A 21,977-nucleotide genomic window follows, 5' to 3' on the forward strand; every position below is an offset into this window, starting at 1 on the left:
GGTATGCCGCGCGGGAGTGGCCCAGGCCGCTCCGCTGTGCGCACTCCGCTACGGCGCGACCCGGAAACGGATCCGGGTCCACGCGCCATCAGCGGCCAGCGCGGTGAGCGTGTATTCGCCCGGTACGTCGAACTGGCGCATGAAGGGGCGGGCGCCCTGGGTCCGGGCGATCCAGCGGCCGTCCAGCAACCATTCCACCGCCGTTTCGGTACCCAGTGCGCGCAGCTGCAGACGTGGGCCGTGGCTGGCGCCGGGTGCGCGGGCCAGCGTGGCCCGGTCATTGAGGCCGTCGATATGCAGCACGGCATCGGACAGCTGGCCATTGCCGTCGCATTGCGGCGCAAGCGGCGGCAAGGTCTGCGCGTGCCGTTGCGCCAGCGACAACCACGGCGCCGCCAGCGCCGGCCAGCGCGCGATCTCCCGCTCTTCCACCGGACCGGCCGCCTTGCAGCCCGGTGAAAGACGCTGGCCGGTGCTGCCATCGACCTGGAACCGCAGACGACCGGACTGCCACAACCGTGCATCGCGCTCGGCGAATGTGGGCGGCACCCCCTCGTCAAGCACCATCGCCTTGAAACGGCGCTGGCACATCGCCGCCGGGGTCTGCGCGGCGGCGATGCCCAGCGGCCAGCAGATTTCCACCTCGCTGACGCTGGCCGGCATGGCGCCGGGGCTGGTGTCGGCCGACTGCCGCGGCAGGCTGTCGATCACCTCGAACATCAGCGGCAACGCGGTGACCGCGCCATAGTGCCCCGGCAACGGCGTGCCATCGGGCCGGCCGACCCACACGCCCACGGTGTAACGCTGGGTGCCGCCGATGGCCCAGGCATCCCGATAGCCGTAGCTGGTGCCGGTCTTCCACGCCACCGGCGGGCGACTGCCGGTATCGAAGGTTCCCACGCCATAACCCGGTCGCAGGTTGGACTGGAGGATCTCGCGCACGATCCACGCCGCCCCCGGTGATACCAGCCGGCGCTCGATCAGCGGATCGTCCGGCGTATAGCGCACGCGCCCGGCGATGCCCTCACGGTTGAGCGCGGCGAACGCGCCGACCAGATCCTCCAGCCGCGCGCCGGTACCACCCAGGATCAAGGCCAGATTCGGCGAGGTGCCGCGCGGAAAGCGCAGATTGATGCCGGCATTGCCCAGCCGCCCGGCGAAACGGGCCGGACCGACCCGGTCGAGCAGGTCCACCGACGGCACGTTCAACGACAGCCGCAACGCGCTGGCCGCACCGATCGGCCCGTTGAAGGCGGCATCGAAGTTGCCCGGCCGGTAGCCCCCGAAGCTCTGCGGCGCATCGATCAGCAGGCTTTCCGAATGGATCAGCCCATCATCCAGCGCCATGCCGTACAGGAACGGCTTGAGCGTGGAACCGGGTGAACGCCAGGCCTGCACCATGTCCACGTGGCCCAGCCGCGGCTTGTCGGCAAACGCCACCGAGCCGACATAGGCCCGTGCCTCCAGCGTGGTGTTGTCCAGCACCAGCAGGGCGGCCGACGTGCGTTCGGGCAATTGGGAGAAATAGGCCGCCACGCGCTCTTCCAGCATGCGCTGCAGACCACTGTCGATCGTGGTCTGGATCTGTGCGGCACGTGGCTGCAGACCGCGCAGGCGCTGCGCCAGCAAGGCGGCATGCAGCGGTTGTTGAAGCGAACGTGCGACCACCGGTTCGATCCGCGCGTCGGCGACTTCATCGGCCGACCACACGCCGAGCGCGGCCATGCGCTCGAGCACCTTGTCGCGCGCCCGCTGCGCGGCCTGCGGATGCCGGTCCGGGCGCAGCCGGCTCGGCGACTGCGGCAGCACCGCCAGCAATGCCGCCTCGGCCTGCGAAAGATGCGCGGCGGACTTGCCCAAGTAAGCCCAGCTGGCCGCCTCGACCCCCTCGATGGTGCCGCCATATGGCGCACGCTCCAGGTACAGGTCCAGGATCTGCGCCTTGCCCAGGTGCACTTCCAGCTGCAGCGCGCGCAGCAGTTGCTTGAGCTTGCCCCACGGCGTGCGCGTGTGCGGATCGAGAATCCGCGCGACCTGCATGGTCAGCGTCGAGCCGCCGGAAACGATACGGCGCTCGGCCAGCATCTGCCGGCCGGCGCGCAGCAGCGCCCACGGATTGATCCCCGGATGGCGCCAGAACCAGCGGTCCTCGTAGGTCAGCAGCGCCTGCAGATACAGCGGCGACACGCTCTTCGCATCGGCCGGATAGCGCCACACCCCTTCGGCATCGGCGAAGGCGCGCAGCGGCGTGCCATCGCTGGCCACCACCAGCGTGCTGGTGTCGCGCGACTTCGGCAGCGGCGGCGGAAAGGCGACGTCCAGCGCCAGCAGCAACGCCAGCAGTGCCGCCGTACCCCAACGCAACCACGGCCAGCAGCGGGAAACGACGGCGCCGGTCCGGGGGAAGCGGGCGCGCCTCCCCCGTTGCTGCGGCTCAGCGGCTCGGCCCACTCACGCTCCGCCTGTTGCTGGGGTTGAACCGGTTCATGGCTGCACCACGGTGATCGTGGTCGGGTTGCTGCGGCCCACGCCACGCAGGTCGGGACGGTACATGTCCTCGGCCAGCGGCGGCGGCACCGTGTAGGTGCCCGGTGTGACCGCGCGCACCAGATAGAACACGTGGGCCTTGCCGCCACGTGGGAGATTCAGCGCCGCCACATAGCGGTCGTCACGGAACTCCTCGTGCTTGACGTCGGCCGCACGCGCGCGGTCGCTGATCTCCACGCCATCCACCACCACGTCGGCCCACTGCTTGGCATCGCCCAGGTTGAAGTTCTCGATCTCCAGGCCGGCCGGCAGCAGATCGGTGACCAGGGCGTCGGGCATGGAGACGTTGGCGGTGATGCCCAGCCGCACAATCAGCGCCTCGCCCTCCTTCAGCGGCCGCGGCGTCCACGGCTTGCCGTCGGTGCCGTACCAGCTGCGCTCGATACCGATATGGGTGTTGTCCGGCGCCGGTGCCTGCCGCGGGATGCCCGCCACGTCCAGACTGGCGAACATCGGCGCCTCACCCTGCGGCGAGAAACGCACGCCCTGTGCCAGCTGGGCCATGTCGAACACGCGCGCGAACACCTTGCGCGCCTCGATGTTCTCGACCTTGCCACCGATGGCCAGCTCACCGGACACCAGCTTCTTCTGGTTGGCCATCAAGGCCTTGCCCAGCCGTGCCAGCGCCACCTGTTCCTGCGTGCTCAGCCACAGCCAGCCGCTGTTGCGGCGCGCATCCAGCTCGCGACCGAGGTTGACCACGCGTGCGTCGTACTCCGGCTTGGCCAGCCCGCGCTCATGCAGCAGTGCGATCATCAACGCGTCATCGCGCAGCGGGCTGCCGTAGTCGCCGAACCACGCCGGGCGATCCGTGCCCGGCCTGGCGAAGCCGGCCGCGATCGCCGCCTGGCCGCGCTTGCTGTCGCCCTGCAGCGACAACGCCACGCCCAGATGCACCAGCGACAGGCCGGTCACCGCCTTGGAGCGCTCGTTGTCCCACAGCGTGCGCAGCGTGCCCAGCGGTGCGCGATTGACCCGTGCCAGCACGTAACCGGAGTAGGCCTGGTTGGCGAATTTCAACGCATCGCGGCGGTCCTGGCCGTAGAACTGGTTGCCGCCGCTGAGCAGGTCTTCGCTGATCCGGTTCAGCGCCTTCTGCAGCACGTTCTCCGGCACCGCGAAACCGGCCTCCTTAGCATCGAGCAGGAACTCGGCGATATACGGGGTCAGCGCCGGATTGATGTAGTCGTCGCTGCCCCACATCGAGAAGTTGCCGTTGGCTACCTGCATCGAGGCCAGCCGCCCGAACGCACCTTCCATGCGCTCGTTGCGGGCCTTGGCATCGAGCCCGTCGGCACCGAGCATGCTTGAGGTGGCCTGATCCAGCAGCAGGGCCGCATAGCCCTTGCTGGTGGTCTGCTCGGCGCAGCCGTAGGGATAGTTCAGTGCCCCTTGCAAGGCCGATGCGAACGGGATCGGTGGCAGGGCGCTGACCAGCATGCGGGCGTTGACCGAACCGGCCATCAGGCCACTGGCCGATCCGCTGTCCAGGGTGACCGCCGCCAGCGGATCGAGCGTGCGCGTCTGCGAGCGCAGCACCTGCGGCCACGCCGCGCGTACCGGCAGGTCGTAGCGGCGGTCCACCTTGAAACCGTTGCCCTCCACCCGTACCCGCACCTTGGCCACGCTGTAGCCCTCCTGCGCGGTCAACGGGAAGCTCACCGTGCTCTTGGCCTCGACGCCGAGCTGCAGCTTGCGGCTCGCCTCGGCGATGCCCAGAGGACCTTCACCTTCCACGCGGACCGCGAACTCGCCGGGTTTGCCGGTGAAGTTCTGCACGTCCAGGGTGACCGTGCTGCGGTCGCCTGGCGCCATCACCCGCGGCATGCTCGCTTCGGCCAGGATCGGCGCGCGCACCAGCGTTTCCACATCGCGGTTGCCGTAGCGGTCATCGGCGTAGACCAGCGCCGAGACCCGCAGGGTGCCGTTGAAATCGGGTACCCGCAGCGTGACCCGCGCGTTGCCCCTGGCATCGAGCGCCACCGGCCCGGAGAACAGATCCACGGTCTGCACCCGCGCGGTCGGGCGTTTGGCCTGCGGCAACGCCGCCAGCGCCATGTCACCGCCGAACTTCAGCTTGCCGCTGTTGCCCTCGAAGCTCTCGATCACCCGGCCATAGATGTCATAGGCATCCACGCCCAGGCGCCGCTGCGCGAAGAAGTGCGCCGGGGCATCGGGCACCGGGAAACGGGTGATGTTGAGGATGCCCACGTCCACCGCCGATACGGTGACATGCGCCGGTTTGCCGGCCAGCTCCGGCGCACTGACGGTCACCGTCATCGGCTGTTCCGGACGCATCTGTTTAGGCGCCACCAGCCCCACCGCCACCCGACGGTCGCCGCGCTCGATCGGCACATGCGCCACGCCGACCGCGCGTGCCGGGGTGATCTTGCTCGGTGCGCTGCCGCCACGGAACACCAGCGCGGTGACGTAGACGTCATGCCGCTCCCAGTCTTTGGTGACCGGAATTTCGAAGGTGCTGCCCGGTTTGGCGTCGATGTCCTGCACATACAGCATGTGGTCGCTCTCGACCATCAGTACGCCACGGCCGGCATGCGGCGGGGTGACCGTCACCTTGAGCGTATCGCCGGCGCGGTAGGCGGTCTTGTCCAGCGCCAGCTTCACCTTGTCCGGACGCGCGTCCAGGCCGCGGTTGTCGTCCTCCCAGCTCCAGCCGGCACGGAACGGATAACGCAGGGTCAGACCGGTGGCCGGGTCGAACACATCCACCCGGTACTCGCCCCATTCCACTGGAAAATCGAAGCGCATGGCGGTGCTGCCGGCGTCGAGGGTGCGGGTTTCCTTGTTCTCGAAACGACGGGTGAAATCGTAGTCCCAACGGTCGTCGGTATAGCTCCAGTGGTAGTCGCGCAGTTCGCGGACCAAGGTGACCTTCAGGCCCTTGGCCGGTTGCGCCTTGCCCTCGGCATCCACCCGCAGCAGTTCGAAACGCGCATTGGCGTTGGCATCGGCCCCCTCCTTGTCATCGAACAGCGGCCGCAGCGCGACCAGCGCCGGCGCCGGCCACAGCACCCGCTTGAGCGTGCGGGTCACGGTACGGCCACCGCTTTCATAGACGCTGCCCGACACCACCGCCGCCACCGGCGTGCCCTTGCCCACCTCGGCCGGCAGCGCGATGTCCTGGCGCAGCTTGCCGTCGGCCGGCAGCGTGGTATCGATCACATCGTTGGCTTCGCGCGGCAGCGACACGGTCGGATCACCGAAGAACCAGCCCGGCATCGACTCCAGCGGATGCTGCTCCACCGCCACCGCCAGCCGCGCGGTGAAACGGTTGCCATCGGCCGGGGCGCCATACAGATAGGCCGCATCGGCCTGCAGTTTGAGCGGCTCGCCCGGTTTGAGCGTGGCCTGCGCGCTGCCCAGGTCCAGCTTCATCCGCTCGGGCAGGAACTCCTCGATGCGCAGGGTCATGCCCTGCACCGCGTCCTTGCTGGCCGGGTCGGTGCGGAACTCCACCTGCCAGCGCCCGGTCGGCGCTTCAGCCGGAATCACCTGTTCGAACGCAAAATAGCCCTGTTCGCCCGGCTGCAGACGGGTTTCGCGGAACGTCTTGCCATCGGGCTGCTTCAGACGCAGGAATACCGGCTGGCTGCCCGTGGCCGGACCGCGCAGCATCCGCCCGTCGTTGTCGCGCAGCAGCGCCGAGATCCGCACGGTTTCGCCCGGGCGATACAGGTCACGCCCGGACCAGGCGAACACATCGAAGTTGGCGTTCTGGCGCCCGGCCACCGCGAACTCGCTCAGGTCCAGCGCCGGCTGGTTGAACGGCAGCATGGTGGTGTCGCTGCCACTGCTGGCCACCAGTACGTGGGCGGCATCGAGGGTGTAGTTCAGCAGCGCATTGCCGTTGGTGTCGGTCTGGCCCTTGAGCACCACCTCGCCCTTGCCGTCGAGCACGCGCAGCTGCACGCTCCGCGCCGGCGCACCGCTGGCCAGCGAGGCGGTATGCACGAACAGCGTGTCCTTGTAGGCGCGCGTGTGCAGGCCGATATCGCTGACGGTGAAGAAGGAGGTGTCGTATTCGCTTTCGAAGCTGCCGGTGCGTTTCATCACCGCGAAGTACAGGCCGGGCTGCTGCAACTCCCTCACGTCCTGGATCGGCAGGTAGGTCAGCACCCGCTCGTTCTGTTTGCCGCCCAGCACGAAGCGGTTGACGTAGACCGGCTCGGCCAGCTGCGACAGCGGGGTCTTGTCGCCGTAGTCGCTGTCCAGCTCCCAGCTGCCGCGACGGCCGCCGCGCTGGTACTGGCCGAAGAAGGTCGACAGATCCTTTTCGCGCACGCGCAGGAACTCGACATCCACTTCCGGCACGTTCACCGAAACCACCGGCAGGCCGCGGCTGTCCTTGGCCGGCAGCACGCTGCCCTGCGACGCGAAGCCGACCGCCGGATCCAGCGCGCCGGTGAACACCTTCTGCCGCACCTCGGTGCCGAGCCGGCTGCCATCGGCGGCCAGCAGATCCGGCGAGATGACCAGCGTGTATTCACGGGCCGCTTCCACATAGGGGTAGCGCAAGGTCTTGCCGTCATCGGACAGTGACCAGCTGCTGTCGGCGTTGCCAACCTTCTCTTCAAAACGCAGCAGTTTGTCGAAATCCTGGGTGCCGACCAGCGGCCGCGAGAACTCCACCGCCAGCGCCAGACCGTCGCCGCCCTTCTGGTCCGGCCAGGCCCGCAGCATGGCAAAGCCCTTCACCTGCTCCTGCGTGGCCTGGATCGCCTCGCCGCTGGCGCCGGGCAGCTGTCCGGCCGGATTGCGCTTGCATGCGCCCAGCACCAGCACCAGCAGCGCGAGCAGCATTACCCCCTTCCATGTCGAGTGCCCCACACTGCGGCCCGGCGATCCCTTCCTGTCCATTGCGATACTCCCCAGAGGTCGGCCCGAGTATAAGCAAAGCCCGGTTACCGCCCGGACACAGCACTTCCCGGATAGCGGAAAGCCCGGCAACAGGCCGGGCTTTCATCTGCGGCAAACGCCGGCACCTTCAGGCCGCCGCGGCCGTCGCTCAGAAGCTGTCGCCGGGCACCCGCACCCAGCCTTCCATCAGGATCCGGGCGCTGCGGCTCATCACCGCCCTGGTGACGGTCCACTGCCCGTCAACCTGTGTCACCGACGCGCCGACAGCCAGCGTGCCGGAAGGATGGCCAAAGCGCACCGCATCGCGCGGGCCGCCACCGGCGGCCAGATTCACCAGCGTGCCCGGCACCGCGGCGGCCGTGGCGATGGCCACCGAGGCGGTGCCCATCATCGCGTGGTGCAGCTTGCCCATCGACATCGCGCGCACGTTGAGGTCGATGTCCGCCGCGCCGACCGTCTTGCCACTGCTGGAAACGTAGTCGGCCGCCGGGGCGACGAAGGCCACTTTGGGCGTGTGCTGGCGGGTGAGCGCCTCCTCCGGCGTCTGGATCAGGCCCATGCGCAGCGCGCCGGCCACCCGGATGGCCTCCAGCTTCGCCAGCGCCGCCTCGTCCCCGTTGATCGCCGGCTGCAGCTCGGTGCCGCTGTACCCCAGGTCGGCGGCATTGACGAACACGGTGGGAATGCCGGCGGTGATCATCGTCGCCGGCAGCGTGCCGACACCCGGCACGTCCAGCGCATCGACCAGGTTGCCGGTCGGGAACATCGCGCCCTCGCCTTCGCCCTCATCGGCCGGATCAAGGAACTCCAGCACGATCTCCGCCGCCGGGAAGGTGACCCCGTCCAGCTCGAAGTCGCCGGTTTCCTGCACCTGGCCATTGCTGACCGGCACATGGGCAAGGATGGTCTTGCGGATGTTCGCCTGCCAGATCCGCACCACGCAGACGCCATCGGCCGGCACCCGCGCCGGATCGACATAGCCGGCCTGCAGCGCGAACGCGCCGGCGGCGGTGGACAGGTTGCCGCAGTTGCCGGACCAGTCGACGAAATCGCTGTCGATGGCGATCTGGCCGTAGAGGTAGTCCACGTCATGGCCCGGCTGGCGGCTGGGCGAGAGGATCACGCACTTGCTGGTGGAGCTGGTCGCCCCGCCCATGCCATCGGTCTGCTTGCCGTACGGATCGGGCGAACCGATCACCCGCTGCAGCAGGCGGTCCCGTGTGACACCCGGCACGCGTGCGGCCTCGGGCAAATCCTCAAGACGGAAGAACACGCCCTTGGAGGTGCCGCCACGCATATAGGTGGCGGGGATGCGGATCTGGGGGATGGCGGACATGCTCGGGATTCCTTGCTTGCGGGTGACGGGACGGACGGGAACAACGCTCCTTGCCCGGCGCCCTCCACGAGAGGAAGGGCGCCGGGTGCGTCAGGCGTGGGAAGCTTCCAGGAAGTCCTGCGCGAAGCGCTGCAGCACGCCACCGGCCTCGTAGATCGCCACTTCCTCGTCCGAATCCAGACGGCAGGTCATCGGCACCTTCAGCACCTCACCGTTGCGACGGGTGATGACCAGGGTCAGGTCCGTGCGCGGGGTGCGCAGGCCGATCACGTCATAGGTCTCGGTGCCGTCGATGCCCAGCGTGTTGCGGTTGGTGCCCGGCTTGAACTCCAGCGGCAGCACGCCCATGCCGATCAGGTTGGTGCGGTGGATGCGCTCGAAGCCTTCGGCGGCAATCGCCTCCACACCGGCCAGACGCACGCCCTTGGCCGCCCAGTCGCGCGAGCTGCCCTGGCCGTAGTCGGCACCGGCGATGATGATCAGCGGCTGCTTGCGTTCCATGTAGGTCTCGATCGCCTCCCACATGCGCATCACCTTGCCTTCCGGCTCCACCCGCGCCAGCGAGCCCTGCTTCACGCTGCCGTCCTCGTTGCGCACCATCTCGTTGAACAGCTTCGGGTTGGCGAAGGTGGCGCGCTGCGCGGTGAGGTGGTCGCCACGGTGGGTGGCGTAGGAATTGAAGTCCTCTTCCGGCAGGCCCATCCTGGCCAGGTACTCGCCGGCCGCACTGGACGGCAGGATCGCGTTGGACGGCGACAGGTGGTCGGTGGTGATGTTGTCCGGCAGCACCGCCAGCGGGCGCATGCCACGCAACGTGCGCTCGCCGGCCAATGCGCCTTCCCAGTACGGCGGGCGGCGGATATAGGTGCTGCGCGGGCGCCAGGCGTACAAGGGACTGACCTTCTCGCCATGCTCCACGCGCACGTTGAACATCGGGTTGTAGACCTTGCGGAACTGCTCCGGCTTCACCGCCGCCTTCACCACCGCGTCGATCTCGGCATCGGTCGGCCAGATGTCCTTCAGCCGCACCTCGTTGCCGGCGGTATCGATGCCCAGCACGTCCTTCTCGATATCGAAACGCACGGTGCCGGCGATGGCATAGGCGATCACCAGCGGTGGCGAGGCCAGGAAGGCCTGCTTGGCATACGGGTGGATGCGGCCGTCGAAGTTGCGGTTGCCCGACAGCACTGCCGTGGCGTACAGGTCGCGGTCGATGATCTCCTGCTGGATCGCCGGGTCCAGCGCACCGCTCATGCCGTTGCAGGTGGTACAGGCAAAAGCGACGATGCCGAAGCCCAGCTTCTCCAGCTCCGGCAGCAGGCCGGCTTCTTCCAGATACAGCTGTACGGCCTTGGAGCCCGGGGCCAGCGAGGACTTCACCCACGGCTTGCGGGTCAGGCCGCGCGCGTTGGCATTGCGCGCCAGCAGCGCGGCGGCGATCACGTTGCGCGGGTTGGAGGTATTGGTGCAGCTGGTGATGGCGGCGATGATCACCGCGCCGTCGGGCATCAGCCCCTGGGCTTGCTCGCCCTTGCCGCGCTCCAGCTTGGCTTCATCGGCGATGCCCCGCGCGGCCAGCTCGGCCACCGGCAGGCGCTTGTGCGGATTGCTGGGGCCGGCCATGTTGCGCACCACGCTGGACAGGTCGAACTCCAGCACGCGTTCGTATTGCGCGGTGGTCAGCGCGTCGGCCCACAGGCCGGTGGTTCTGGCGTAACTCTCGACCAGCGCGATCTGCGCTTCCTCACGTCCGGTCAGGCGCAGGTAGTCGATGGTCTGCGCATCGATGTAGAACATCGCTGCGGTGGCGCCGTATTCCGGACACATGTTGGAGATGGTGGCGCGGTCACCGATGGTCAGTGCCGCAGCACCTTCGCCGAAGAACTCCAGCCAGGCACCGACCACGCGCTGGTTGCGCAGGAACTCGGTCAGGGCCAGCACCACGTCCGTGGCGGTGATGCCCGGCTGTGGCTTGCCGGTCAGCTTGACGCCGATGATGTCGGGCAGGCGCATCCACGAGGCGCGACCCAGCATCACGCTCTCTGCTTCCAGGCCACCCACGCCGATGGCGATCACCCCCAGCGCATCGACGTGCGGGGTGTGGCTGTCGGTGCCCACGCAGGTATCGGGGAAGGCTACACCGTCCTGCTGGTAGATCACCGGCGACATCTTCTCCAGATTGATCTGGTGCATGATGCCGTTGCCCGGTGGAATCACATCGACGTTCTCGAAGGCCAGCTTGGTCCAGTCGATGAAATGGAAGCGGTCCTCGTTGCGGCGGTCCTCGATGGCGCGGTTCTTGGCGAACGCGTCCGGATCGTAGCCACCGCATTCCACCGCCAGCGAGTGGTCCACGATCAGCTGCACCGGCACCACCGGGTTGACCTTGGCCGGGTCGCCGCCCTTGTCGGCAATGGCGTCACGCAGGCCGGCCAGGTCCACCAGCGCGGTCTGGCCGAGGATGTCATGGCACACCACGCGCGCCGGGAACCACGGAAAATCGAGGTCGCGCTTGCGCTCGATCAGCTGCCTGAGCGAATCGGTGAGCGTGGCCGGATTGCAACGGCGCACCAGGTTTTCGGCCAGCACGCGCGAGGTGTACGGCAGCGTGGCATAGGCACCGGGGGCGATGGCATCGACCGCAGCCTGTGCGTCGAAATAGTCCAGCGGGGTGCCGGGAAGGGGCTTGCGGTAGTCGGTGTTCATGGCGGGCCTGTGGAATCCGGGCTGGCTGGGCGGCACACGCCTGCGCGGTGCCTGCGAAAGCAGCGCTGCCAGCCGGCGATCGAAGCAGGCAGCAGCGCCACGGTGGTTTCAGGGGGCATCCTTCCCCGCGGGTGAAAAAACGCGGCCCCGCCCGCTGGCGCGGGCGAGGCCTGGCGGCGCGGTCAGCCGCGCTTGTCCAGCGGCACGAAGACCTGGTCTTCCGGGCCGGTGTAGTTGGCGCTGGGACGGATGATCTTGCCGTCGATGCGCTGCTCGATGATGTGCGCGCTCCAGCCGGCAGTACGGGCGATCACGAACAGCGGGGTGAACATCGCCGTCGGCACGCCCATCATGTGGTAGCTGACCGCGCTGAACCAGTCCAGGTTCGGGAACATTTTCTTGATGTCCCACATCACCGACTCCAGGCGCTCGGCGATGTCATACATCTTCATATTCTGCTGCTCGGCCGACAGCGCGCGCGCCACGTCCTTGATCACCTGGTTGCGTGGATCGGACACCGTGTAGACCGGGTGGCCGAAGCCGATCACCACTTCCTTGCGCTCCACCCGGGCCTTGATGTCGGCCTCGGCCTCGTCCGGCGTCTCGTAGCGCTTCTGCACCTCGAACGCGACTTCGTTGGCGCCGCCGTGCTTGGGCCCGCGCAGCGCGCCGATGCCACCGGTGATGGCGCTGTACATGTCGCTGCCGGTGCCGGCGATCACGCGGCAGGCGAAGGTGGAGGCGTTGAACTCATGCTCGGCGTACAGGATCAGCGAGGTATGCATCGCCTTGACCCACGACTCGCACGGCTGCTCGCCATGCAGCAGGTGCAGGAAGTGGCCACCGATCGAATCATCGTCGGTCTCCACGTCGATGACGCGGCCGTTGTGGCTCCAGTGGTACCAGTACAGCAGCATCGAGCCCAGGCAGGCCATCAGCTTGTCGGCAATGTCGCGCGCGCCCGGGTGGTTGTGGTCGTCCTTCTCCGGCGACACGCAACCCAGCACCGAAACGCCGGTGCGCATCACATCCATCGGATGCGCCGATGGCGGCAGCTCCTCCAGCGCGGCCTTGACCGCGGCCGGGATCCCCCGCAGCGATTTCAGCTTGGCCTTGTAGGCACGCAGTTCGGCCTTGTTGGGCAGCTTGCCGTGCACCAGCAGGTGGGCGATCTCCTCGAACTCGCTAGTATTGGCCAGGTCCAGGATGTCGTAGCCGCGGTAATGCAGGTCGTTGCCGCTGCGGCCGACGGTGCACAGCGCGGTGTTGCCGGCGGCGGTGCCGGACAGGGCGACGGACTTCTTGGGCTTGAAAGCCGGTGCGGCGGTTTGCTCTGACATGGTGTTTACCTCCGGGGAAACGGGTTCACGGTTCAATCTGGATTGCGGTCGTTCATGCGCATGGTCTGCTCCAGCAGCCGTTGCAACATCGCGATCTGCCGGTTCTGTTGCTCCACCAGCTGCGCCCAATCCTGCGAACGCAACAGGTCGAGCTTTTCATGGATCTGCAGCACTTCGAGTTCGGACTTGATGTTGACCTGGTAGTCGTTCTCGGCATGCATCCGGTCCACGGCCGCCTGCCGGTTCTGGCTCATCATGATGATCGGCGCCTGCACGGCCGCCAGGCAGGACAGCACCAGGTTCAGCAGAATGTAGGGATAGGGATCGAACGCCTTGGCCAGCACGGCACTGTTGACCAGCATCCAGATCACCAGCACCACGCCGAAGCAGATGATGAACCGCCAGCTGCCCCCGACCGACGCCACTTTGTCCGCGACCCGCTCGCCGAGGCTGCGGGTTTCGCGGAATTCACGCACCACGTTGCGCGCCACCTGACGCCGCGAGATGAAACGTTCAACCACGTTGCGCTCCTCCGGCGGCAACTGGTCAAGCTCCTTCTGCAACAGCTGGCGGGCGGTTTCACGCCGGTCCACGCGGGCGGCATGGGAGGAATGGGCAGCACTGGTCGCCATGGCGGAAAACTCAGTTGATCGATGAAGACCCGATCATGCGCCCTTGCCGGCGAACACCTTGTCCAGGCTGCGTTCGAAGGCGTGGTAGCCGATACGGTCGTACAGCTCCTCGCGGGTCTGCATGGTGTCCACCACATTGCGCTGGTGGCCGTCGCGGCGGATGGCCTCGTACACGTTCTCGGCGGCCTTGTTGGCCGCACGGAACGCCGACAGCGGGAACAGCTGGATCGCCACGCCGGCCGAGGCCAGTTCGTCGCGACTGAACAGCGGCGTGGCGCCGAATTCGGTGATGTTGGCCAGCAGCGGCACTTTCACCGCGTCGGCGAAGCGCTTGTAGGTTTCCAGATCGTAGGCGGCCTCGGCGAAGATGCCGTCGGCACCGGCCTCGACGCAGGCGATGGCCCGCTCGATGGCCGCATCCACGCCCTCCATCTGGATCGCATCGGTGCGGGCGATCAGGAAGAAGTCCGGATCGGTCTTGGCATCGGCGGCGGCCTTCACCCGGTCGACCATCTCACCCTGGCTGACGATCTCCTTGCCCGGACGGTGGCCGCAGCGCTTGGCACCGACCTGGTCCTCGATGTGGCAGGCGGCCCCGCCGGCCTTGATCAACGACTTCACGGTGCGGGCAATGTTGAACGCGCTGGGCCCGAAGCCGGTATCGATATCCACCATCAGCGGCAGGTCGCAGACATCGGTGATGCGGCGCACGTCGATCAGCACGTCCTCGAGCGTGTTGATGCCCAGATCCGGCAGCCCCAGCGAACCGGCGGCGACACCGCCACCGGACAGGTAGATGGCGCGGTAGCCGGCACGCTTGGCCAGCAGGGCGTGGTTGGCGTTGATGGCGCCGATCACCTGCAGCGGGGATTCGGCGGCCAGGGCGGCGCGGAACGCGGCGCCAGCGGAAGAAAGGCTCATGGGGGGCTCCTGTCCTGGCGGAGGCGAGGTGCCATTCCGCGATGGCGCCCAATCTGTCACCATCGCAATCATTGATCAATCTTGATTCAACAAATCAACCTATTGAACACGTCATGTCCGAACACTCCGGCCCCGAACTGATTCCCGCCAGCGACGCCTGCGCGCTGCTGGGGATCAGTACCGCCACCCTGTACGCCTATGTCAGCCGCGGCCAGCTCAGCTCACGTCCCGGTCCGGACGCGCGCAGCCGGATGTATCTGCGCGCGGAAGTGGAACGGCTGGCACGCCGCAAGCAGGCCGGACGCGGCGCCGCGCGCGGGGCGGCACAAAGCCTGGATCGCGGGCTGCCGGTGCTGGAGACACGGATCTCGCTGATCCGTCCGGATGCGCCGTATTACCGCGGCCGCTCGGCCGTCACCGCCGCGCGCAGCGGCGCCACGCTGGAGGACATCGCCCGCCTGCTGTGGGAAGGCGAGGAACAGGATCCGTTCGCCGCCTCGGTGCCGGATGTCTGGCCCGAGCGCATCGCGCCGTTGGCCCTGGACAGCTCGCTGCCGCCACTGGAGCGGGCGATGGCCTGCCTGCCGCTGCTGGCCCTGGAACACCGGCAATCGCACAACGCCGCCGCACCGGTACGGCGCGAAGTGGCGGCGATGCTGCTGCGGCAGAACGCCGCGCTGCTGGTCGGCACCCAGCCCGATGCGCGGCCGGTGCATCGCCTGCTAGCCGACCACTGGCAGCCCGGTGATGCCGGTTTCGCCGAGGTGGTGCGCTCTGCGCTGGTGCTGTGCGCCGATCACGAACTGAATGTGTCCGCGTTCGCCGCGCGCGTGGTCGCCTCCACCGGCGCACACCTGCACGCGACCGTGTGTGCCGGACTGGCGGCGATGTCCGGACCGCGCCACGGCGGCGCCACCGCGCGTGCGTATGCGCTGCTGTGCGATGCCGAGGCCAGCGGCGCGCCGGCCGGCTTCATCGCCGAACGCTGGCGGCGCGGCGACGAGCAGCCCGGCTTCAATCACGTGCTGTATCCCGATGGTGATCCGCGCGGGGCCGAAGTGCTGCGCCAGCTGCGGGCGTTGCGCGGTGACTGCCCGCGCATGCGGCATGTGGAGACGGTGCTGGCGACCACCGCCGAGCACAGTGGCCAACATCCCAACATCGACGGCCTGCTGGCGGCGATCTGCTATGTCTACGCGCTGCCGGCGACCCATGCGCTGGTGATGTTCGCCAGCGCGCGCCTGACCGGCTGGCTGGCGCATGCACTGGAACAACAGGCGCTGGGCACGCTGATCCGGCCGCGTGCGCGTTACAGCGGACGCGCACCGGGCGACCACGACTGAGCTGTCGCGAGGACTGGGCGGCGACAACGGTCCCGCCCGCCATCCCCACTCAGCCCTGTCGCTGAGCCCACGCTTGGATGATCGCGGCGATCGCGCCCACGCCATCGGTCAACGCCGCCGGGCCCGGCTGCAGGATCAGCGGCGACTTGATCTCGTGCAGTTCGCCGTCGCGCACCGCGGTGATCGCCTCCCAGCTCGGGCGCGCCGCGACTTTCTCCGGGCGGAATTTCTTGCCGCACCACGAACCGATGATGATCTCCGGGTTGCGCGCGATCACCGGATCACCGTCAGCCAGAATCCGGGCCTTGGCCAGCGGCTCGCGCGACAGCTCCGGAAACACATCGATACCGCCGGCGATCTCCACCAGCTCGGCGCCCCACTGGATGCCGGTGATGATCGGCTCGTCCCATTCCTCGACATAGACGCGCGGCCGCCGCGGCAACGTCGCCGCCTGCGTGGCGATGGCATCGAGCCCGCGCTGCAGCTGGTCGGCATAGTCGTACGCCCGTTGCGCCACCCCGACCAGCGCACCGAGCCGGCGGATGTAATCGAGGATGCCGGCGACGCTGCGGTGATTGGAAATCCACACCTCCACGCCGTTGCGGATCAGCTCGGCGGCGATATCGGCCTGGATATCGGAAAAACCGATGGCCAGATCCGGCTGGAGCTTGAGGATCTCATCCACCTTGGCACTGGTGAAGGCGCTGACCTTGGGCTTGTCGCGCCGCGCCTGCGGCGGCCGCACGGTGAAACCACTGATCCCGACGATACGGTCCTGCTCGCCCAATGCGTACAGCGTTTCGGTCGGCTCTTCGGTCAGGCAGACAATGCGGCGCGGGCCGATCATGGGCTTGCGAACTCCGTGGTATCGACGAATACCGCCGGGCTGTTCCACGGGTGATGGGCGGCGATGCCGTCCTCCAGCAACCGTTGCAGGCGCGCGGCATCACGCGGGATGCAGAACTCCAGACGCACACTGGCTTCGCGCACCAGCGCGCCGGGCTGTCCGATAGCGCTGTGCGTGCCTGGCAGCACGCGGAACTGCTCCTGCCCCGGTGCCGATTCCCACATGCCGTGCGAATAACCTCCGGCGGACAGATCGTCCACTGCCAGGATCGCGTCCTTGAGCGCCTGCAGATGCGCCGGCGGTACGAACACGGTGATGCGGTAGAGCGGATGCAGGGTCATGAGTCTGACCGCCAATGACCTGGACGACGCGCCAAGACGCCTCCGCCCGGCGCGGCGCTGCAAATCCGCGAGGTCACCACTGCGCCGCGCATCACCGGCTCACGGGTACAGCAGCTGCTTGCTCCAGCTGCCGCCGGCATCAGCTTCATAGCACCAGCGTTCGTGCAGGCGGAAGTCGGCGCCGTACCAGAACTCGATGCGTCGCGGCACCACGCGGATGCCGCCCCAGCCGTCGGGGCGCGGCACTTCGCGTCCTTCGAAGCGCGCCTCGAAACTGGCCAGCCGCTGCTCGAACTCCTCGCGCGAGGCCAGCGGCTGCGATTGCGCCGAGGCCCAGGCGCCGATCTGGCTCATACGCGGCCGTGTGGCGAAATAGGCATCGGCTTCGGTGGCCGATACCAGCTGGGCATCACCTTCCACCCGCACCTGGATGCCGGCCTCGCGCAGGCTGCGCCACAGAAACAACAGCGCGACCTGCCGGTTTTCGTGCAGTTCGCGGCCCTTGCGGCTGTCCAGATGGGTGTAGAACACGAAACCGCGCTCATCGAAGGCTTTGAGCAGCACGGTGCGTGCCGATGGACGGCCGTCGATATCGGCGGTGGCCACCGTCATCGCCGTGGCATCGATTTCCTGGCTGGCCTTGGCCTCCGCGAACAGCGAGGCGAAGGTGGCAAGCGCTTCTGCGTAAAGATCGGTCATGGCTCCACTTCGAACAGCACGGGTTTGGGCTATTGTGGCGCCATGTCACCGGTTCCGCACCGTTTCTCCGTCCGCCGCTTCGCCGATACGCTGGTCACACAGGCCCTCGACGACGCGCTATGCAGCGGCAGGACCACCCCGATCCTGGCGATCAGCGGGTTGCAGGGCAGCGGCAAATCCACGCTGGCCGCACAGGTGGTGGAGCTGGCCGGCGGCCGCGGCCTGCGCGCGGCGGCGCTGTCCATCGATGACACCTACCTCACCCGTGCCCAGCGCCAGCGTCTGGCCGATCGCGTGCATCCGCTGCTGGCCACGCGCGGCCCGCCCGGCACCCACGATCTTCCATTGGCCTTGGATACGCTCGATGCCGCCAGCAGCGGACAACCATTCCACCTGCCGCGCTTTGACAAACTGGCCGATGAGCGGGTGGACGAAGCGCAGTGGGAACGGATCGACGGCCGCCTGGACCTGCTGGTGTTCGAAGGCTGGTTCCTGGGCACCCCGGCCGAACCGGAGGCGGCGCTGCAGACACCGCTGAACGCGCTGGAACGCGAGGCCGACGCTGACGGGCGCTGGCGGCACTGGTGCAACCAGACCCTGGCCGATGACTATCCGGCGCTGTGGCGGCGCTTCGATCGCCTCTGGTTCCTGCAACCACCGGGGTTTGCGGTGGTGCCGCAGTGGCGCTGGCAGCAGGAACAGGCGCTGCAACAGGCGGCCCCCGGCCGCAGCGGCATGAGCCGCGCGCAGCTGGAACGCTTCGTGCAGTTCTACGAGCGGATCAGCCGGCAGGCCTTGCGCACCCTGCCGGCTATTGCCGACCGCGTGATCGCGCTGGACGCGCACCGGCGGCCACTCCAGGCGTAGGAACCGACGGTCACCGCTCGAACCACGCGCCTACGCCAGCGGCCGCCTCACTCGACCAGGAACGTGATCCGCAGGTTGACCCGCCACTCGATGATGTTGCCCTGCCCGTCGGTGACCGCCTTGGTCTCGCTGATCCACGCGCCCTGGATGCCCTTGACGGTCTCGGCCACCTTCTTCAGACCCGAGCGCACCGCCTCCTCCACGCTGGTCTTGGACGAGGCGCTGACTTCGATGATTTTCGCTACAGACATGCCCTGCTCCTTGGTTGCACCACGAACCATTCGTGGAAGGGCAGAGCTTGGCTGCTACCTTGTTAACGCACCGACACGAGGTGCTAGCATCGATCCGCTATGAATCCAGCCCCCAACCTCATTCTGGTCGGCCCGATGGGGGCCGGGAAAACCTGCATCGGCCGGCGTCTGGCCGAGCGCTTCGGGCTGGAATTCGTCGATGCCGACCAGGCCATCGTCGATGACACCGGCTCCAGCATTCCCGCCATTTTTGACAACCTCGGCGAGCCCGGCTTCCGCGTGCATGAAAAGCGCGTGCTCGGCGCGCTGCTGCAACGCGGTGGCCAGCTGATTTCCACCGGTGGCGGCGCCGTGCTAGATGCCGACAACCGCCGGCTGATCCGGCAGCGCGGTTTTGTCGTCTACCTGCGGGTCAGCGTCGCCTCGCAGCTGGCACGCCTGCAGCGCGACAAGACCCGCCCGCTGTTGCAGCGCGATGACCGCGAGCAGGTGCTTCACGAGATGGCGGCCTTCCGCGATCCGCTGTACCGCGAAGTGGCCGACCTGACCATCGATACCGACCTTTACACCCCCGCCGAAGCGACCGCCCATGCCGTGGTGCGGCTGGCCGCGCTCTGGCAGATTTCGGAACTTCCCGCATGACCCCCGCTGCTCCCCCTACCGTCGATGTCGGCGGTGAACGCCCTTACCGGATCCACATCGGTCCTGGCCTGCTGGCCCGGGGCGAACTGCTGGCCGATGTCATCCGCGGCCGCCACGTACTGCTGGTCAGCGACGACACCGTCGCCCCGCTGTATCTGGCGCAAGTGCAGGCCGCACTGCTGGCTGCACGCCCGGCGCTGAAGATCGGCCAGCACCTCATCCCGGCCGGCGAAGCCTCCAAGACGCTGGCGAGCTTCGGCGGCGTGATCGAGGCGCTGGCGACGCTGGGCGCCACCCGCGACGCCTGCGTGCTGGCGCTGGGTGGGGGCGTGGTCGGCGACCTGGCCGGGTTTGCCGCCGCCTGCTGGATGCGCGGCGTGGATTGCGTGCAACTGCCCACCACCCTGCTGGCGATGGTCGATTCCTCGGTCGGCGGCAAGACCGCGGTGGATATCGCCCAGGGCAAGAACCTGGTCGGGGCCTTCCATCCGCCGCGCGCGGTGATCGCCGATACCGCCGTGCTGCGCAGCCTGCCGCTGCGCGAGCTGCGTGCCGGGTTGGCCGAAGTGATCAAGTACGGTGCGATCCGTGACCTGGAGTTCTTCCAGTGGCTGCAGAGCGAGCGCGACGCACTACTGGCCGGCGAGGACGCCGCGCTGGCGCAGGCCATCGCCCGCAGCTGCGAACACAAAGCGCAGATCGTCGAACGTGATCCGCTGGAAAAGGGCGAGCGCGCCCTGCTCAACCTCGGTCACACCTTCGGCCATGCCATCGAGACCGCACAGGGCTATGGCGCACCGGGCAACAACAACCTCAACCATGGCGAAGCCGTGGCCGTGGGCATGGTGCTGGCCGCGCGCCTGTCGGCGGCACTGGGCATGGCCGAGGCGGCCGACACCGACCGCCTGCGCGAACTGCTGCTGTCCTATGGCCTGCCGGTGGACATCCCCGCCGGGCTGGCGCCGGAAACGCTGCTGGCCCATATGCGGCTGGACAAGAAGAACATCGCCGGCCGCCTGCGGCTGGTGCTGTGGCGGGGCATCGGCCGGGCCGAAGTGGTGCCGGATGTGGACGAAGCCGCGGTGCTGGCGATCCTCCAGCCGGGCTGAGCCCATCCGGCAACGGGCAGCGGACACCGACGAACGGGCCCCAGACCCTGCGCCGTGGGCGGGCGCTCCTGCGGTGGCGGACAACCGCCCCCGCTGCGGCTGAAATCCGCCGCAGCGGCTACAATCGGCGGCATGCGTGTCCTCCTGCAACAGCCGCCCAGCGGCAACGAAGCCCCCCGCTATGTCCAGCTGTCCCTGGTGGCCGACCTGCTCGGCGGCTGGGAACTGCTGCGTGAAAGCGGCCAGATCGGCGGCCGCGTGCAATTGCGCCGCGAACTTTTCCTGCAGCAGGACGACGCCCTGCAAGCCTTCGAGAAGGCACGCGATGCGCAGCTCAAGCGCGGCTTCCAGCTGATGTTCGCCAGCGGCCAGCCACAACCCTGATCCCGCATCCCCACAGGACGCCCCGCGCGTTCATGCGTCTACCTTTATCCAGGAGTTCATGTGACCAGCCCACTTCGCAACGACCGCTTCCTGCGCGCCCTGCGCCGCGAGCCTGTGGACTGCACCCCCGTCTGGCTGATGCGCCAGGCCGGCCGTTACCTGCCGGAATACCGCGCCACCCGCGCCCGCGCCGGCAGCTTCCTGGCCATGGCCAAGAACCCGGACATCGCCTGCGAAGTCACCCTGCAGCCGCTGGAGCGCTTCGATCTGGACGCGGCGATCCTGTTCTCCGACATCCTCACCATCCCCGATGCGATGGGTCTGGAGCTGTATTTCGTCGACGGTGAAGGCCCCAAGTTCCGCCATCCGGTGCGCAGCGTGGCCGACATCGCCAAACTGGCGGTGCCGGACATGGAAACCGAGCTGCGCTATGTGATGGACGCGGTGCGGGTGATCCGCCGCCAGCTGGACGGCAAGGTGCCGCTGATCGGCTTTTCCGGCAGCCCGTGGACGCTGGCCTGCTACATGGTCGAAGGCGGCGGCAGCAAGGATTACGCGCGCATCAAGGCGCTGGCCCTGAACGAACCCCAGGCCCTGCACCAGCTGCTGGGCGTGGTCACCGACGCGGTGATCGCCTACCTGTCGGCTCAGCGCCTGGCCGGTGCGCAGGCGCTGCAGGTGTTCGACACCTGGGGCGGCGTATTGAGCCCGGCGATGTACCGCGAGTTCTCGCTGCCCTACCTTACCCGGATCGCGCACGAGCTGGACCGCGGCCAGGGGGCCGATCGCGCGCCGCTGATCCTGTTCGGCAAGGGCAACGGCCAGCACCTGGAAGCACTGGCCGCCAGCGGCACCGATGCGGTGGGCGTGGACTGGACCACCGAGCTGGGCGATGCGGTGCGCCGCACCGGCGGCCGGGTCGCGCTGCAGGGCAACCTGGACCCGGCCACGCTGTATGGCTCGCCCGAGGCGATCCGCCGCGAAGTGGGCGTGGTGCTGGACAGCTACCGTGACGGCAACGGCGGCTCACGCGAAGGCCATGTGTTCAACCTCGGCCACGGCATGTCGCCGGACATGAATCCCGAGCACGTCGCCGTGCTGGTGGATGCCGTCCACAGCCACAGCCGCCGCTGA

17 protein-coding genes are annotated in these 21,977 nt (G+C 68.1%); 6 read left to right on the plus strand and 11 right to left on the minus strand.

Annotated features, from left to right (window positions below):
* Positions 1 to 48 precede the first annotated feature (48 nt).
* From pbpC to prpB, 7 genes are all read right to left on the minus strand, one after another.
* Positions 49 to 2,364, minus strand: a complete 2,316-nt coding sequence (gene pbpC / locus ARC78_RS07510) for a penicillin-binding protein 1C (RefSeq protein WP_057506019.1) — start codon at positions 2,362 to 2,364, stop codon at positions 49 to 51.
* A 120-nt stretch (positions 2,365 to 2,484) separates the two neighbouring features.
* A complete protein-coding gene (locus tag ARC78_RS07515) occupies positions 2,485 to 7,368 on the minus strand; it encodes an alpha-2-macroglobulin family protein (RefSeq protein ID WP_057506020.1) in 4,884 nt (1,627 codons plus the stop codon).
* A 205-nt stretch (positions 7,369 to 7,573) separates the two neighbouring features.
* Positions 7,574 to 8,761, minus strand: a complete 1,188-nt coding sequence (prpF, locus tag ARC78_RS07520) for a 2-methylaconitate cis-trans isomerase PrpF (RefSeq protein ID WP_054658518.1) — start codon at positions 8,759 to 8,761, stop codon at positions 7,574 to 7,576.
* Positions 8,762 to 8,851: 90 nt separating this feature from the next.
* Positions 8,852 to 11,467 (minus strand): Fe/S-dependent 2-methylisocitrate dehydratase AcnD, encoded by a 2,616-nt coding sequence (gene acnD, locus ARC78_RS07525; RefSeq protein WP_057506021.1) that lies wholly within the window; start codon positions 11,465 to 11,467, stop codon positions 8,852 to 8,854.
* Between the two features lie 182 nt (positions 11,468 to 11,649).
* Entirely contained in the window at positions 11,650 to 12,807 is a 1,158-nt protein-coding gene (gene prpC / locus ARC78_RS07530) for a bifunctional 2-methylcitrate synthase/citrate synthase (protein ID WP_054660170.1), read from the minus strand.
* A gap of 32 nt (positions 12,808 to 12,839) precedes the next feature.
* The gene (locus ARC78_RS07535) at positions 12,840 to 13,439 is read right to left on the minus strand and encodes a DUF1003 domain-containing protein (RefSeq protein ID WP_054660171.1); all 600 of its coding nucleotides are present in this window, start codon (positions 13,437 to 13,439) and stop codon (positions 12,840 to 12,842) included.
* 33 nt (positions 13,440 to 13,472) lie between these two features.
* A complete protein-coding gene (gene prpB, locus ARC78_RS07540) occupies positions 13,473 to 14,360 on the minus strand; it encodes a methylisocitrate lyase (protein ID WP_057506022.1) in 888 nt (295 codons plus the stop codon).
* Positions 14,361 to 14,473: 113 nt separating this feature from the next.
* On the opposite strand from prpB, the gene ARC78_RS07545 reads away from it, so the two are divergent.
* On the plus strand, positions 14,474 to 15,703 hold the full coding sequence (locus ARC78_RS07545; protein WP_057506023.1) for a citrate synthase family protein: 1,230 nt from the start codon (positions 14,474 to 14,476) through the stop codon (positions 15,701 to 15,703).
* A gap of 49 nt (positions 15,704 to 15,752) precedes the next feature.
* Here the strand turns inward: ARC78_RS07545 and ARC78_RS07550 are convergent, their stop codons facing one another.
* From ARC78_RS07550 to pdxH, 3 genes are all read right to left on the minus strand, one after another.
* Positions 15,753 to 16,550 (minus strand): cobalamin-binding protein, encoded by a 798-nt coding sequence (locus tag ARC78_RS07550; protein ID WP_057506024.1) that lies wholly within the window; start codon positions 16,548 to 16,550, stop codon positions 15,753 to 15,755.
* The gene (locus ARC78_RS07555) at positions 16,547 to 16,891 is read right to left on the minus strand and encodes a YqfO family protein (protein ID WP_054660550.1); all 345 of its coding nucleotides are present in this window, start codon (positions 16,889 to 16,891) and stop codon (positions 16,547 to 16,549) included. The genes ARC78_RS07550 and ARC78_RS07555 overlap by 4 nt, the downstream gene beginning before the upstream one ends.
* 99 nt (positions 16,892 to 16,990) lie before the next feature.
* A complete protein-coding gene (gene pdxH / locus ARC78_RS07560; protein WP_057506025.1) occupies positions 16,991 to 17,590 on the minus strand; it encodes a pyridoxamine 5'-phosphate oxidase in 600 nt (199 codons plus the stop codon).
* 42 nt (positions 17,591 to 17,632) lie between these two features.
* Between pdxH and ARC78_RS07565 the strand changes: the two genes are divergently transcribed.
* Entirely contained in the window at positions 17,633 to 18,457 is an 825-nt protein-coding gene (locus ARC78_RS07565) for a hypothetical protein (protein ID WP_057506026.1), read from the plus strand.
* A gap of 47 nt (positions 18,458 to 18,504) precedes the next feature.
* Here ARC78_RS07565 and ARC78_RS07570 read toward each other — a convergent pair whose 3' ends face one another.
* Positions 18,505 to 18,708: a dodecin family protein gene (locus tag ARC78_RS07570; RefSeq protein ID WP_054660668.1), complete on the minus strand. Its 204-nt coding sequence runs from the start codon at positions 18,706 to 18,708 to the stop codon at positions 18,505 to 18,507.
* A gap of 99 nt (positions 18,709 to 18,807) precedes the next feature.
* Between ARC78_RS07570 and ARC78_RS07575 the strand changes: the two genes are divergently transcribed.
* The 4 genes from ARC78_RS07575 (at position 18,808) to hemE (ending at position 21,977) form a co-directional block, all read left to right on the plus strand.
* Positions 18,808 to 19,350: a shikimate kinase gene (locus ARC78_RS07575; protein ID WP_054660666.1), complete on the plus strand. Its 543-nt coding sequence runs from the start codon at positions 18,808 to 18,810 to the stop codon at positions 19,348 to 19,350.
* Positions 19,347 to 20,459, plus strand: coding sequence for a 3-dehydroquinate synthase (aroB, locus tag ARC78_RS07580; protein ID WP_057506027.1), 1,113 nt, complete (start codon positions 19,347 to 19,349; stop codon positions 20,457 to 20,459). The genes ARC78_RS07575 and aroB overlap by 4 nt, the downstream gene beginning before the upstream one ends.
* A 132-nt stretch (positions 20,460 to 20,591) precedes the next feature.
* Positions 20,592 to 20,843 (plus strand): WGR domain-containing protein, encoded by a 252-nt coding sequence (locus ARC78_RS07585; protein WP_054660501.1) that lies wholly within the window; start codon positions 20,592 to 20,594, stop codon positions 20,841 to 20,843.
* A 60-nt stretch (positions 20,844 to 20,903) separates the two neighbouring features.
* Complete coding sequence (gene hemE, locus ARC78_RS07590; RefSeq protein WP_054660499.1) at positions 20,904 to 21,977, plus strand: uroporphyrinogen decarboxylase; 1,074 nt, start codon at positions 20,904 to 20,906, stop codon at positions 21,975 to 21,977.

This window comes from Stenotrophomonas pictorum JCM 9942, assembly GCF_001431585.1.
Classification (GTDB): domain Bacteria; phylum Pseudomonadota; class Gammaproteobacteria; order Xanthomonadales; family Xanthomonadaceae; genus Stenotrophomonas; species Stenotrophomonas pictorum.

Bases quoted from the DNA above. Each gene is read 5' to 3' on its own strand.
- ARC78_RS07515 (WP_057506020.1), bottom strand. From the start codon at position 7,368: ATGCTGCTCGCGCTGCTGGTGCTGGTGCTGGGCGCATGCAAGCGCAAT.
- prpF (WP_054658518.1), bottom strand. From the start codon at position 8,761: ATGTCCGCCATCCCCCAGATCCGCATCCCCGCCACCTATATGCGTGGC.
- acnD (WP_057506021.1), bottom strand. From the start codon at position 11,467: ATGAACACCGACTACCGCAAGCCCCTTCCCGGCACCCCGCTGGACTAT.
- prpC (WP_054660170.1), bottom strand. From the start codon at position 12,807: ATGTCAGAGCAAACCGCCGCACCGGCTTTCAAGCCCAAGAAGTCCGTC.
- ARC78_RS07535 (WP_054660171.1), bottom strand. From the start codon at position 13,439: ATGGCGACCAGTGCTGCCCATTCCTCCCATGCCGCCCGCGTGGACCGG.
- prpB (WP_057506022.1), bottom strand. From the start codon at position 14,360: ATGAGCCTTTCTTCCGCTGGCGCCGCGTTCCGCGCCGCCCTGGCCGCC.
- ARC78_RS07545 (WP_057506023.1), top strand. From the start codon at position 14,474: ATGTCCGAACACTCCGGCCCCGAACTGATTCCCGCCAGCGACGCCTGC.
- ARC78_RS07550 (WP_057506024.1), bottom strand. From the start codon at position 16,550: ATGATCGGCCCGCGCCGCATTGTCTGCCTGACCGAAGAGCCGACCGAA.
- ARC78_RS07555 (WP_054660550.1), bottom strand. From the start codon at position 16,891: ATGACCCTGCATCCGCTCTACCGCATCACCGTGTTCGTACCGCCGGCG.
- pdxH (WP_057506025.1), bottom strand. From the start codon at position 17,590: ATGACCGATCTTTACGCAGAAGCGCTTGCCACCTTCGCCTCGCTGTTC.
- ARC78_RS07565 (WP_057506026.1), top strand. From the start codon at position 17,633: ATGTCACCGGTTCCGCACCGTTTCTCCGTCCGCCGCTTCGCCGATACG.
- ARC78_RS07570 (WP_054660668.1), bottom strand. From the start codon at position 18,708: ATGTCTGTAGCGAAAATCATCGAAGTCAGCGCCTCGTCCAAGACCAGC.
- ARC78_RS07575 (WP_054660666.1), top strand. From the start codon at position 18,808: ATGAATCCAGCCCCCAACCTCATTCTGGTCGGCCCGATGGGGGCCGGG.
- aroB (WP_057506027.1), top strand. From the start codon at position 19,347: ATGACCCCCGCTGCTCCCCCTACCGTCGATGTCGGCGGTGAACGCCCT.
- ARC78_RS07585 (WP_054660501.1), top strand. From the start codon at position 20,592: ATGCGTGTCCTCCTGCAACAGCCGCCCAGCGGCAACGAAGCCCCCCGC.